At 73.5% G+C, this 13,705-nt stretch carries 8 protein-coding genes; 5 read left to right on the forward strand and 3 right to left on the reverse strand.

Annotation, left to right across the window (positions count from 1 at the left end; genetic code table 11):
* Window positions 1-86: 86 nt before the first annotated feature.
* From ACFOW4_RS01050 to wecB, 3 genes are read right to left on the reverse strand one after another with little or no spacing between them, the layout of a single operon-like run.
* A complete protein-coding gene (locus tag ACFOW4_RS01050; RefSeq protein ID WP_377523602.1) occupies window positions 87-2,219 on the reverse strand; it encodes a glycosyltransferase in 2,133 nt (710 codons plus the stop codon).
* Window positions 2,216-3,646 carry a glycosyltransferase gene (locus ACFOW4_RS01055; protein WP_377523603.1) on the reverse strand — a complete coding sequence of 477 codons (1,431 nt, stop codon included), beginning with the start codon at window positions 3,644-3,646 and terminating at the stop codon, window positions 2,216-2,218. The genes ACFOW4_RS01050 and ACFOW4_RS01055 overlap by 4 nt, the downstream gene beginning before the upstream one ends.
* Before the next feature lie 60 nt (window positions 3,647-3,706).
* A complete protein-coding gene (gene wecB, locus ACFOW4_RS01060) occupies window positions 3,707-4,792 on the reverse strand; it encodes a non-hydrolyzing UDP-N-acetylglucosamine 2-epimerase (RefSeq protein WP_377523605.1) in 1,086 nt (361 codons plus the stop codon).
* Between the two features lie 193 nt (window positions 4,793-4,985).
* On the opposite strand from wecB, the gene ACFOW4_RS01065 reads away from it, so the two are divergent.
* From ACFOW4_RS01065 to ACFOW4_RS01085, 5 genes are all read left to right on the forward strand, one after another.
* The gene (locus tag ACFOW4_RS01065; RefSeq protein WP_377523606.1) at window positions 4,986-6,575 is read left to right on the forward strand and encodes a glycosyltransferase; all 1,590 of its coding nucleotides are present in this window, start codon (window positions 4,986-4,988) and stop codon (window positions 6,573-6,575) included.
* Window positions 6,576-6,638: 63 nt separating this feature from the next.
* Complete coding sequence (locus ACFOW4_RS01070; protein ID WP_377523608.1) at window positions 6,639-8,072, forward strand: glycosyltransferase; 1,434 nt, start codon at window positions 6,639-6,641, stop codon at window positions 8,070-8,072.
* Window positions 8,069-10,324: a glycosyltransferase family 4 protein gene (locus ACFOW4_RS01075; protein WP_377523609.1), complete on the forward strand. Its 2,256-nt coding sequence runs from the start codon at window positions 8,069-8,071 to the stop codon at window positions 10,322-10,324. The genes ACFOW4_RS01070 and ACFOW4_RS01075 overlap by 4 nt, the downstream gene beginning before the upstream one ends.
* 248 nt (window positions 10,325-10,572) lie before the next feature.
* Window positions 10,573-12,147 (forward strand): glycosyltransferase family 4 protein, encoded by a 1,575-nt coding sequence (locus ACFOW4_RS01080; protein WP_377523611.1) that lies wholly within the window; start codon window positions 10,573-10,575, stop codon window positions 12,145-12,147.
* Complete coding sequence (locus ACFOW4_RS01085) at window positions 12,144-13,700, forward strand: glycosyltransferase family 2 protein (protein WP_377523612.1); 1,557 nt, start codon at window positions 12,144-12,146, stop codon at window positions 13,698-13,700. Before ACFOW4_RS01080 ends, ACFOW4_RS01085 begins: the two co-directional genes overlap by 4 nt.
* The last annotated feature ends 5 nt before the right edge of the window (window positions 13,701-13,705 follow it).

Genomic DNA, 13,705 nt, shown 5'->3' on the forward strand with positions numbered 1-13,705 from the left:
CCCGACGTGCCCGTCGGCACGTCCGCGCCCGGTCGGGGCCGATCGACCGCCCGGTCGGGGCCGGGCCGGCCCCGACCGGGCGGCCGTCAGTGCCGGCGGCCGGGCAGGAAGAGTTCGTCGAAGTCGTGCTGGACCACGCTCCAGTCCCACGTCTTCGTCACGTGCTCGGCCGCGGCGGCACCCTCGGATCGCCAGACGGCCTCGCTCGCGGTGACCGCCCGGATCCGCTCCGCGGCCTGCGCCGGGGTGCCGACCACCCAATCCGCGGGAAACAGGGTGTGCGCCCCGGTCGGTCGACCGGCGAAGAAGGGCCAGTCGCGCACGACCGGCACCGCCCCGCTGGCCGCGCCCTCCACCAGTGCACAGTGGAAGCTCTCCCGCACCGAACTGCTGAGGATGACGCCGATGCCGCTGAGGACCTCGGGCACGTCGTCGACGTGGCCGATCCGGGTGATCGCGCCGGTGGGCTCGAACTCCGCCAGGTCCGCCGACAACGCCGCCTGGTAGCGGCGGACGGACGCGCTGGCCTCGACGTCGAGGCCGCCACCGACCAGTACCAGCCGGTACCGCTCGTCGTCCGCCCGGAGCAGACGCAGCACCTCGATCGCCCACCGCGGGTCCTTGGCCACCGCGCTCGTGCCGATCAGGCCGAGGGTGAAGCGGGCCGCCGGGTCCTTCGCCCGCTCGAACCGCCGAAGGTCCATCGCGTTCGATACGACGTGCAGGGCGGGCGCTCGGTCACCGGTGAGGGCGGGCACCACCTCGCGGGTGAAGTCCCGGAGGTGGTCCGAGACGAAGACGAGATCGTCCACCCGGGAGAAGTCGATCAGATGCGGCCAGTAGCTGAACGCCTCGAAGCTGTGCAGCCGCATGACGATCCGGGTGTCACCAGGATCGACCAGGGTGGTCATGGCCGCCGCGGCGACACACCAGTCGACGAAGAGGGTGTCGGCCCAGTCCAGGTGCGGACGCAGCCACTCCTCGACCCGGTTGCCGTATTCGCTCTGGCCGGCGACGAGATGCTCCACGATGCCGGCCGGCTGGTGGGTCAGCGGCGCCGCCACCGGGTCGTCGGCCAGGTGCAGGTAGCGCAGCTCCACCCCCGGTGTCTCGGCGTATCGCTGCTTGATCTCCTGAAGGAAGTGGGCGCTGCCGTTGGTCATGATGAGCAGCCGTAGCGGCCGGTCCGCCGGAGGAGTGGCCGGCGGGGTCCGCCGCCCGCGCGGGGTGGTCGCGGCGCGCGCCGTCGCGCTGGCGAGAAGCGGGGCGAGGAACTCGACCGGCTGCTCGGCCAGCGGTGAGGAGAGCTGATCGAAGTGCGGCACCCGGTGGAACAGCAAGCGCAACGCCTTGTACAACGATTTGGCGGCCCGGGCCGGCTGACGTGCCAGGAACTGGTCGGCGAGCGCAAGCTCGGCCGCGACCGCGGTGGTCAGACAGACCGGGACGTGACCCAGGTCCAGCTCGGCGGTGGCCTCCCGGGTCAGCAGGTCGGCCCGTCCCTTGCCGCCGGCGATCCGGCCCGTGGCGGCGGCGGTCGTCGCGGCCGCGAGGCCGGGTCGCCCCGCCTGCACCGACCCTAGGTGCACCCGGTACGCGAGGGCCGCTCGGACCCGCTCGGGTAGACCAGGGGCGGCCACCGCCGCGCGCCACAGCCGACCGCCGGCACGGCTGCGCAGCACCGCCGGCGCCAGGGCGACCTCCAGCGACTGCCGCGCCCCCGTCACCGCCGTCCGGCGCGCCCCGCGCACCACGATGCCCGTCCGCGCGGACAGGCGCACGGACGTCCGGGCGACCCGGTGCGTGCCCTCCTGCCGGGCCTGGACGAGCCGCCCGGCCGCCCCGATCCCGTTGCAGGCGTCCGCCCGTGGCTGCCGCTGCGCCAACTCCCACACCGCGTGGACGGCCGTCGGGTCGAGCGCGACGAGCACGTCGGCGGCCCGCAGCCGGCGACGCACCCAGGTCTCAGCCCACACGCGCAGCCACAGGGCGCGGGACGGCTCGGGGACCCGGGCGAGCCGCCGGCGCAGCCGCGGGTCCGCCGGCTCGACGGGGAGGGCACGGACCTCGGCGAGGCCGGGTTCCAGCCCCAACTCGTCGGGGTCGAAGTCACCCACGATCCCGACTGCGGCACCCTGCTCGCGGAACCGACGCAGCGCCTCGACGAGCACCGACTTCTGCTGTGGCCGCTCACCGACCACGATGAGCACCTTCGTCATGCCTGTCCGCCTTCGCTGGAGGTGCCGTGACTGCCCGGGCCGGCGATCGCCGCACCGCCGACCGCGGCGGTCGCCTCGGCGACCGCAGGGGCGAGTTGCGCGCCGCGGGCGTACCGGCGGGCGTGCGTTCGGGCGGCTGCGCGCTGGTCGTCGGTCGCCTCGACCGTCAGCCGTGCCGCCCGGACAAAGGAGTCGGCCAGTCGCCGGGGATCGAGCCCCACTGCGCCGGTCCACAGCGGATGGCCGGCCAGCACCGCTGAGGCGTCGTGGTCGACCTCGTGCGCCGACACCACCGGCAGCCCGCTCGCGGCGTACTCGTACACCTTCCCGGAGGTCACGAAGCGGCCACCCACCAGCATCAGCACCAGCGCGTCCCACCGCCCGTAGGTGGCGGCGACGTCCGCCTTGGCCACCGGTCCGCCGAACTCGACGCCGTCGCCTGCGGCGGCCCGCAACAACTCCATGTGGGCGTTCGCCTCGCGCAGCGCGCCCGCCCCGATGTGCCCGCGCACCTCGAACCGGCTCCGGGCGAGCAGCGGATCCTGCCGCCGTGCCAACCGCCAGCCGGTCAGCACCGAGTCGAGCAGCGCGGGCGCGAAGTTGATCGACCCCAGGTATCCGAAGGTCAGCCCCTCGGCGGGATCGGCCCGGTGGGTGGCGCTCGGCACGCAGTCCTCGTCGTAGCCGTTGCGGACGACCCGGACCCGGTCGCGCAGAGCCTCGTACCGCTCCCGGTAGAAGTCCGCGATCGGCTCGTTGACGCACCACACCGCCCGCGCCTCAGCCAGCACCTTCTCCTCCCAGCGGCCGGCCGCGGAGTCCCGGTCGAACGCGGCCTTGCCGCCGATCACGTCCACCGACCAGCCGTCGCGGAAGTCGATGACGTACGGCACCCGGTGCTCCTGCCACAGCCGCCAGGTCACCGCGAGGTTGACGTAGGGCGCGCAGGTCGTCATCAGGAGGTCGGCCGCGTGTTCCCGGTGGACCCGCAGCACCGCACGCTCCAGCTCTGCCCGCCACCCCCCGAACACCGGCTCGGGAAAGATCCGCAGCTCCTGCCGGCGCTGCTCCTCGATCCACCGCTGCGGGTGCAGCGAGCGGGCCTCGGAGAAGGCCCGGATGTCGGTCTCCAGGTCCGCACGGGCCAGCGGCAGCCGTTCGACGACGATGCGCGGGTCGACGCCGTCGGAGAGGGTGTGGTCCAGGCCGTACTCCCGCTCCCAGGACTCGTCGGCGATGGTGATGACCGTGACGTCCCAGCCCCGGGCGGCGAACTGGTTGGCGGTCTCGCGCATCCGGTACGCGGAGCTCTTGGCGGCGGGCGGGAAGCCGATGGCCAGGTAGACGACATGCGGCCGGTCGCCTCGACGGGGAGGCCGGTGATCGGCGCGGGCGCGGGTGACGAGGGAGGGAAGTCTGATCTGCATCGTGCTGTCGGCGATCTCTTTCGGTGGGGGATGAGGGGAGAGTGATGCCGGGCGGAGGGTTCAGGCGATGGCGTCGGCGAGCACCTGGACGACCTTCTGCGCGGCCCGTCCATCCCCGAAGGGTTCGCCGCGGGCCGTGGTCGGGGCCGGTCGGGCGGTGGTCGCCGCCAACGCCGCCGGGCCCAGCAGATGCGGGTCGGGCAGGAGCCGGTTCCAGTCCCCGTTCAGGGTCTCCGGCCACTCGGTCTGCGGGCGCAGCGTCGTGCACGGGCGGCCCAGCAGGTACGCCTCCTTCTGCAACCCGCCGGAGTCGGTCACCACGCCGACCGAGCCGAGCACGGCGGCCACCATGTCCGCATAGGGCAGGGGCCGGCCGACCCGGAGCGCCCCCCGCTCCAGCTTGACGCCGTGCTCCTCGGCCCGGGCCGACAGCCGCGGGTGGGCCAGCAGGGCCACCGGCACCGGCAGAGCCGCCAGTGCGTCGACAAGCGCGGCGAGCCGGTGCGGATCGTCGGTGTTCTCCGCGCGGTGCATGGTGGCGACCAGGTACGGCTCGCCGGGATCGATGCCGGCGGGAAGCACGGGCGCCGGTCCGGCCGCGAGCACGGTGTCCCGGACGGCGAAGCAGACGTCGACCATGACGTCACCGACGAGCACCGAGCGGCTTGCCAGGCCCTCGTTCCGCAGGTGCCCCATGGCCTCCTCGGTGGGCGCGAGCAGCAGGTCGGCGGCGTGGTCGGTGAGTACCCGGTTGTGTTCCTCGGGCATCCGCCGGTTGAAGGAGCGCAGCCCCGCCTCCAGATGCGCGACCCGCAGGTGCTGCTTGACCGCGGACAGCGCCCCGGCCAGCGTGGAGTTCGTGTCGCCGTAGACCAGCACCCAGTCCGGCCGCTCCGCCGCCAGCACCGGGTCGAGGGCGGCCAGCGCGTGCCCGGTCTGGACGCCGTGGCTGCCCGAGCCGATGCCCAGGTGGACGTCGGGTGCGGGAATGCCGAGGCCGGCGAAGAACACGTCGGACAGGTCGGCGTCGTAGTGCTGGCCGGTGTGCACGATCACGTGCCGGTGCCCGGTGCCCGCGAAGGCGCCGGCGATGGGTGCCAGTTTGACCAGCTGGGGCCGAGCGCCGACGATGCTGACGACCTTCACGTGGCGGTACTCCAGAGTCGTTGGGACGGCCGGGGGGTCGGCGCCGTGCCGCCTGTCCCGTCCCGACGCGGACGGACCCCGCCGACCATGGGCTGCGGCGACCTTACAGGGGGAGTCTAGCCATCGCAGGGCGGTGGCTACCCTAGACTCTCCACGCCTCGACCGGGGCGGAACGACGAAGGGGACGCGTCGGATGACTCCCACAGCTGCCGACGGTGCCAGCCGCGGGCGGGTCGTGATGCTGGTGGACAACGGCGTCACCGGCGACTCCCGGGTGCAGAAGTCCGCCCGTTCGGCCGCGGCCCAGGGCTGGGAGGTCATCCTGCTCGGGCGGTCACCGTCCGGTCTCCCCGAGACGTGGCGGCTGGGCGAGGCCGAAGTTCGGCTGCTGCCCGTCCCGGCCACCCTGGCCCGGCAGCGGCACGAGTACCGCCGCCGCTGGCTGCGGGCGCCGCTGGCGTACCCACCCGGCGGGCTGGCCGCGCACCGCCGGCAGTGGGTGCGCGCCTGGAAGGCCGACCTGCGGCTGCGGGCCGCCCGATCGGCGTCGCCCCGGCTCCGGGCGGAGGAGGTCGCCGCCGGCTGGCTTGAGCGGTGGGTCGAGTTCCGGGCCGCCCAGCAGCGCCGCGCACCCCGCACCCTGCACGGACCATGGGACCGCGCGTGGACGGCGTTCTGGCAGCGGGTGATGGGCGACCGGGCGTGGCGGCGGCTGGCCCCCGGGCTGTGGGACTGGGAGGTCGCCTTCGGGCCGGTCATCGACCGGTTGGCGCCGGACCTGATCCACGCAAACGACTTCCGGATGCTCGGGGTGGGCGCGCGGGCGAAGATCCGGGCCCGGGCGAAGGGGCGCACGATCAAGCTGGTCTGGGACGCTCACGAGTTCCTGCCCGGGGTTCGGCCGGTCGCGCACAACGCCCGATGGCTGCCCGCGCACGTGGCGCACGAGCGGGAGTACGCGCCGCACGCGGACGCCGTGCTGACCGTTTCGGACTCGCTGGCTGAGCTGCTGCGCACCACCCACGGGCTGCGGGAGCTTCCCACCGTGGTGTTGAACGCCCCGGAGGCGCTGCCGGCGGAGGCGCGTGAGTCCGACGGCGGGGCGGTTCCCGACCTGCGCACCCGCTGCGGGGTGGGGCCGGAGGTGCCGTTGATCGTCTACAGCGGGGCCGCCGCCGAGCAGCGCGGGTTGGGCACGATGATCGAGGCACTTCCCCAGCTCGACGGCGTGCACGCCGCGTTCGTCGTCAACCGGCCGGACGGGCCCTACGTGCAGGGGCTGCTCGCCCGGGCCGCGGAGCTCGGGGTGGCCGACCGGGTGCACGTGCTACCGTACGTGCCGCACTGGCAGGTGGTGCCGTTCCTGGCCAGCGCCGACGTCGGGGTGATTCCGATCCACCACTGGCCCAACCACGAGATCGCTCTGATCACGAAGTTCTTCGAGTATTCGCACGCCCGACTGCCGCTCGTGGTCAGCGATGTGCAAACCATGGCGGCGACCGTGCGCTCGACGGGTCAGGGCGAGGTGTTCCGGGCGGACGACGTTGACGACCACGTCCGTGCCCTCCGTCTGGTGCTGGCCGATCCGCAGCGCTACCGGGAGGCGTACGAGCGCCCGGGCCTGCTGTCCGGCTGGACGTGGGAGGCGCAGGCGACGGTGCTGGACGAGCTCTATTCTCGCCTGCTGCCGTCGGCCCAGGACGGTCGTCCGGGCCGCACGGCCCGGGCGGACGAGCCGGACGTGCGGCACCATGTGGAGGCGTCGAGCAGCCTGTCCACCTGAGTGTTCCCCGACCGCCGGCCCGGTGCCCCCGCCGCGGCCACGACATCGACCGAAGAAAGCGCGATGCGACGAGACGTAGAGTCGACCGGCCCCGCTGGAGCGAGTGCGGCCGACCAGTCGACAGGATCCGCCGGTGCCGACCGGGTGGCGACCGCCCCACAGGAGAAGGCGGGCGATCCGGTCCGCCGGCCCCGCGTGCTCTACCTGGCGTTCTTCTTTCCGCCGAGCCGGGGCAGCGGGGTCTTTCGGGCGCGGGCCACGGCCAACCACTTCGCCGAGTCGGACTGGGACGTGACGGTGATCACCGCCCCCCGGGAGTTCTTCAGTTACTACCTGGAGGACGGCAGCGACGAGACGCTGGAGGCGACGGTCGACTCGCGGGTGCGCGTCGAGCGGCCGCCGATGAACACGTACCACTGGGAGACGGACGTGCGCCGGTTCAGCCGGCTGCGCAAGGCCGTACCCGTGCTGACCGACCGCTTCTACCGGCGGATGCAGAGCGTGTTCCTGCCGGAGCACTACATCGGCTGGATCCCCGGCCTGCTGCGTCGGGCCGCCAAGCTGCACGCTCGCCGTCGCTTCGACCTGGTCATCGCCACCGGCAACCCCTTTGTCTCCTTCGCCGCGGCCTGGTTCCTCGGCCGCACCTGGCGGGTGCCCTACGTCGTCGACTACCGCGACGCGTGGACCTTCAACCAGTTCACCGAGCAGGTCCGGTTCGGCCCCGGCACGCGGACCGCCAAGTGGGAGTCCCGGATCCTGCGGGACGCGGCCGAGATCGTCTACGTCAACGACGGCATGCGCCAGTGGTACGCCGAGCGGTACCCGTTCGCCGCCGAGCGGATGACCGTGGTGCCGAACGGGTGGGAGCCGGAGTTCGTCGGCCGCCCCGAGTTCCGCCCGCCGGCGCCGGACCGGCCGCTGCGCTTCGGCTACCTCGGCACGGTGACCCCGTACCTGCCGCTGGACGTGCTGTTCGAGGGATGGCGCCGCGCGCGCACCGATCCCATGCTGGCTGACGCCGAGCTGCACATCCACGGTCACCTGGGCTTCTTCGCGCAGACCGCGGAGGCGCTGCACGAGCAGTTGGCCGCACACGAGGACGCCGGGGTCCGCTACCGCGGCGCCTTCGGCAAGGCCGACGTGGCGCGGGTGTACGGGGAGACCGATGTGCTGGTCTTCTGCGTCCCGGGCGCGAAGTACGTCACCTCGGGCAAGATCTTCGAGTACATGGCCGCGGGCAAGCCGATCGTCTCGGTGCACCGGCCGGACATCGCCGCGGCCGAGGTGCTGGCGGGCTATCCGCTCTGGTTCGCCGGCGATCGGCTCGACCCGGACGTCGTGGCCGAGTCGTTCGTCGCCGCGGCCAAGGCGGCCCGAGAATCGGACCGGGCCCGGTACGACGCCGCACTGGCCCATGCCGAGCAGTACACCCGGGACGCGACCCTGCGCCCGTGGGAGACTCGAATGCGCGCGCTGGTGGAGGAGTCCCGGTGAAGTCCGTTCCCACCAAGGTGGTCTACCTCGCACTGGGCCCGCACCGGGTCCGCGCCGCCACGCAGCACGCCGAGCGGCTGCACGCGGAGGGGGTGCAGGTCGCGCTCGTCCTGCCCGACCTGCCCGAATGGCGTGACGTGACGCTGCCGCCCGGCAGCACCGTGCGCCGGGTCGGCGCCGCCGACTCCCGGGCCGCCGCCCGCGCCGCACGTCAGCTCCTGCGCGACGACAAGGGCCTGCTCCGCGACGCTGACCTCCTGGTCGTCGGAGACCCGTACGGCTTCCCTGCGGCCTGGGACGCGGCCGCTCGGCACCCGGAGCTGACCGTGGCCTTCGAGCCGCCGGCCGAGCCGGGACGACGCCCCAGCCCTGCGGACCTGGCCGTGGTCACCCCCTGGTACCCGTCGGCCAACAACCCGCTGGCCGGGGCCTTCGTCCCGGCGACCATCGCGGCGGTCCGGGCGGATCACGCCCGGGTCTCGGTGCTGCACACCGAGGACTGGCCCTACCGGCAGGACGCGCCCAACGTCGCGGCCATCGCGCTCGCCGCCGGCCGGTTGGCCCAGCGTGCCGAGCCGCCGGTGTGGGACACGGCGGAGGGGGAGGTGACCCGGATTGCGGTGCCGATCTCGTCTCACCGGGACTACGCCGCCTGGGCGCTCGGGCACGTCGAGGCGCTGCGCCGGACGCTGGCGACCGGGCGGATCGAGGCTCCGCTCGTGCACGCGCACACCGGCATCTACGGTGGGGTCGTCGCGCAGCGGCTGGCCCGCCCCGGCGCCCGGGTCGTCGTCACCGAGCACGCCAGCTTCCTGCGGCAGATCTTCAAGCAGCCGGCCGCGCGCCGGCTCTACGAGGAGGCGCTGCACCGGGCCGACGTCTTCCTGTGCGTCAGCCCGCACCTGCGCGACGAGGTCGCCGACGAGTTCCCGCACCACGCGCACAAGCTGCAGGTCCTGCCGAACGCGATCGACTTCAGCGACTTCACCCCCCGGGCCCAGCCGCCACGGGACCTGCTGCGCTGGCTCTACGTCGGCCGGTTGAGCGAGCAGAAGGGTGTGGACCGGCTGCTCGCCGCGTTCTTCGCGGTCGCGGCCGAGGAACGCGCAGCCACTCTCACGCTGGTCGGTGCCGGCCCGCTGGTCGAGCGGATCCGCGAGGAGGTGGCCCGGAGCCCGTACGGTGACCGGGTGGACCTCCGCCCGGCCGTCGCGCCGACCGAGGTGCCGGAGCTCATGCGGACGCACGACCTGCTGGTGCACGCCAGCCCGGCCGAGACGTTCGGCATGACCGTGGTGGAGGCGGTGGCGTGCGGCACCCCGGTCCTGGTGGCGGCCAGCCTGGGCGCGCAGGAGACGCTCCGCGGTCTGCACGGCCGGGCCGGGCTCATGGTGGAGGTCAGCGCGGACCCGTCCGTGCTCGTGGACGGCTTCCGGGAGCTGCGCAAGCGGTTCGGTGAGCTGGACCTGCCGGCCGCCCGGGCGACGCTGGTCGAGCGGTACGGACAGGAGACGGTCGCGGCCCGGCTCCGCGAGGTGTACGCCACCGCGCCGGCGGGCCCGGCCACCGCGCCGGCGGCCCCTGCCCCCGCGCCGGCTGGCTCGGCCACCGCGCCGGCTGGCCGGGCCGCCGGGCAGGGTGCGGTCGTCGAGGCGGCTACGGCGTCCGCCGCCGTGCCCGCGGACCGCGGCCAGGCTCCGCGTGTCGTCGTGGTGGCGATCAGCCCGCCGCAGTTCAAGCTCGTCCGGCAGTACGTCCGGCGGCTCGTCGAGCGCGGGTATGGCGTCGACGTGATCACCAACGACCCGCTGCAGTGGCGTCGCTCCGACATCGACGAACGGATCCGCCTGCTGCCGCTGGACGCCGCGGAGCGCCGGCGGCCGGTGCTGTGGGCCGAGCAGATGTTCGTCTACCGGGCGCCGGGTAAGGCACTCTCCGTGGCCCGCAGCCGGACCCGCGGCGCTGCCGCGCTCTGGCCGGAGCTGGCCGTGAACCGGCTCGAGCGCACCCACGGCTCGGTCGCCCGCTGGTTCCACACCTCGGTCTTCTACGCCGGGTACCGGGTGGTCCGCCCCCGCGTGCTCTGGCGGATCGTCCGCCGGGAGGTGCTGCCCAAGCTGGACCTCGCGCGGACCGAGCGGGTGGTGGTGGCCGGGGTCTTCGGCGTGTCGATCGGCTGGCAGCTGGGCCGCCTGCGGCCGGAGATGACCGTCACCACGTCCCTGGTGCCGCCGGACCCGGTATCCCGCTGACCTGGCGTCGACCTTGGCTGCGGCGAGCCGGTCGGCAGGCGGGCGGGTACCCGGCGGGCGGCAGTGAGGTGGCTACAGCTCACGGGGAGCCTCGCGTAGACTCGCCAGGGCTCGCGGGCCGGTCGTGGTGCGTCGGGTCGACGGCTCCGGCGGCGGCCCCACCGGTAGGTCGACCAGGGGTCTGCAGAGAGGCGGAGACGAGCACGATGGCGATGAACGGCGCAGCCATGCCGCGGGGACGGGTTGTCATGCTGGTCGACAACGGTGTCAACGGTGACTCGCGGGTGCAGAAGGCCGCCCGCTCGGCTGCGGCGGCCGGGTGGGAGGTCATCCTGCTGGGCCGATCTCCGGGCAGCCTGCCGCAGGAATGGCAGCTCGGCCGGGCCGAGGTGCGGCTGCTCGCCATGCCCGCCCCGCTCGCCCTCCGCCGGCACCAGTTCCGCCGGGCCTGGCTGCGCTGGCCGCTGGCGTACCCGCCGAACGGGGTCGCGGCGCACCGGCAGCAGAGCGTCAAGGCGTGGCGGGCCGACCTCGCGGTCCGGGCGGCCGAGCTGGCCGTGGCCCGCCCCGACACTCCGCGGCTGGGTCTGCGCCGGCGCCAGGTGAAGGCGGAGGAACTGGCGGTCCGGGTCGTCGGCAAGTGGGTCTCCCTGCGCCACTGGATGCTGACCCAGGCGCATCGGCGGCGCCGTTTCCGCAACCCGTGGGACCGGGCGTACACGCTGTTCTGGCAGCAGGCCAAGGGTGACGGCGCCTGGCGACGGCTGGAGCCCGGGCTGTGGGACTACGAGCTGGCGTACGGGCCGGTGGTGGACGAGCTGCAGCCGGACCTCATCCACGCCAACGACTTCCGGATGCTCGGCGTGGCCGCACGGGCCAAGATCAGGGCCCGGGCGCAGGGCCGCGACATCAAGGTCGTCTGGGACGCGCACGAGTTCCTTCCGGGGCTCAAGCCGTGGCAGGACAATGCTCGCTGGCTGCCCGCCCACATGGCCCACGAGCGGGAGTACGCCCCCTACGCCGACGCCGTCGTGACCGTCTCCGACGGGCTGGCCGAGCTGCTGCAGCGGCAGCACCGGCTGACCGAGCGTCCCGATGTGGTGCTGAACGCCCCGGCCGCCGACCACATGGAGCTGGTTCCGGACGCCCCTGCGCCGGACCTGCGCGCCCGCTGTGGCGTCGGCCCCGATGTGCCCCTGCTGGTCTACAGCGGTGCGGCCGCCCGGCAGCGCGGGCTGGACATCATGGTCGAGGCGCTGCCGCAGATGCCCGACGTGCACGTCGCGCTGGTCGTGAACAAGCCGGCCGGCCCGTACGTCTCCGGACTGCTGGCCCGCGCGGCGCGGCTGGGGGTCGGCGACCGGGTGCACGCGCTGCCGTACGTGGAGCACTGGCAGGTGGTGCCGTTTCTGGCCGGCGCCGACGTCGGGGTGATCCCGATCCACCACTGGCCCAACCACGAGATCGCGCTGATCACGAAGTTCTTCGAGTATTCGCATGCCCGGCTGCCGCTGGTCGTCAGCGACGTCAAAACGATGGCCGAGACGGTCCGTGCGACCGGCCAGGGTGAGGTCTTCGTGGCCGAGGACGTGGCTGACTACGTTCGCGCGGTCCGCGCCGCGCTCGCCGACCCGGCCCGCTACCGGGCCGCCTACGACCGCCCCGGGCTGCTGGAGAGCTGGACCTGGGAGGCGCAGGCCGAGGCCCTCGACGCCGTCTACCGGCGGCTGCTGCCGGGCCGTCCCGCACCAGCCTCGAGCGCTCCGGCCGAGGAGGCCACCCCCAGCGACGAGCCACGGCCCGCGGTGAGGACCGGCACGTGACCGTACCCGACGTCACCGTCGTCACCGCCGTCTACAACACCATGCCGTACCTGACCCGTTGCCTCACCTCCCTGGTCGAGCAGACCATCGGCCTGGACCGGTTGGAGATCGTCGCCGTGGACGATGGGTCCACCGACGGCAGCGGCCGTGAACTGGACCGTTTCGCACGGAAGTATCCCGGCACCGTCAAGGTCGTCCACCAACCCAACTCGGGCGGGCCCGCCGCGCCCAGCAACCGGGGGCTGGAGCACGCCACCGGGCGGTACGTCTTCTTCGTCGGCTCGGACGACCATCTGGGTCCGGAGGCGCTGGAGCGCCTGGTCGCGGCCGCCGACCGGTGGGACTCGGATGTGGTGCTGGGGCGCACCGTCGGCGTCAACAGCCGGTACATCCACCAGGCGATCTTCGCCACCACCGCCTCGGACGTCGACCTCTTCGACTCGGCGCTGCCCTGGTCGTTGTCGAACACGAAGCTGTTCCGGCGTGAGCTGATCGAGAAGTACGGGCTGCGCTACCCCGAGGACATGCCGGTCGGCAGCGACCAGCCCTTCACCATCGAGGCGTGCGTGCGGGCCCGGCGCGTCTCGGTGCTGGCCGACTATGACTACTACTACGCGGTCCGCCGGCTGAACGCCCGCAACATCACCTACCGCAGCCGGCATCTGGAGCGGCTGCGGTGCGCTCAGTCGATCGTGGCGTTCGTCGCCGACCTGATCGAGCCGGGCCAGCGCCGCGATGCGGTGCTGCTCCGGCACTTCACCTGGGAGATCGCCAAGCTCCTGGAGAACGACTTCCTGGGGTTGGACCGGGGCATCCAGGAGCAGGTCGCCGCTCGGGTGCGCGCACTGGCGGAGCGGTATCTCACCGACGAGATCCGCGACCGGCTGCCGGTGGAGTCCCGGGTCCGGCTCGGAGTCGCCCGGCACGGTGAGCTCGACGACCTGCTGGCGGTGATCCGACAGGACGCCGAGGTGGGTATCCCACCGGCGGTGGTCGACGGCGATCACTGGTACGCCGGTTACCCGGGTTTCCGGGACGCCCGGCTCGGCATGTCCGACCGCTGGTTCGACATCACTGACACGGCGGCCGACTGGATGGCCCGCCTGGACACCGTGTCGGTGGCGTTCGAGGGGAACCGGGCGTTGGTGGTGACCGCGCGCAGTCCGCGACCCGACCTGTCCCGACTGGTCCGCAACGTCCGCGTCTGCGCGGGGGAGACCGCCGGAGCCACCTCGGTCGTCAGCTCGGATGCCGACGGCACCACGGTGCGGGCTCGGATCCCGCTGCGCGAGCTGCTGGCGGGCATGGCGCCCGGCGGTGAGTTGCGGATCGTCCGAGCCCGGCTGGACGCCTTCGGCGGCACGGGCGAGGCGCCGCTGCGTGGGCCGGCCCGGCCGACCCGCCAGCGGACCCTGCTGCTGCGGGGCGCTCAGCTGTACGTCGTCACCAGCACGACGAACCACAAGGGGCAGCTCGTCATCGCCGTCGTACCGGTCACGGCCCGCCGGCTCACGGCCCGCCTGCGGAGCAGGCTTCCACGAGGAGGAAACTAGTAGTC

Source organism: Micromonospora sp. GCM10011542 (assembly GCF_042650685.1).
Taxonomy (GTDB): domain Bacteria; phylum Actinomycetota; class Actinomycetes; order Mycobacteriales; family Micromonosporaceae; genus Micromonospora.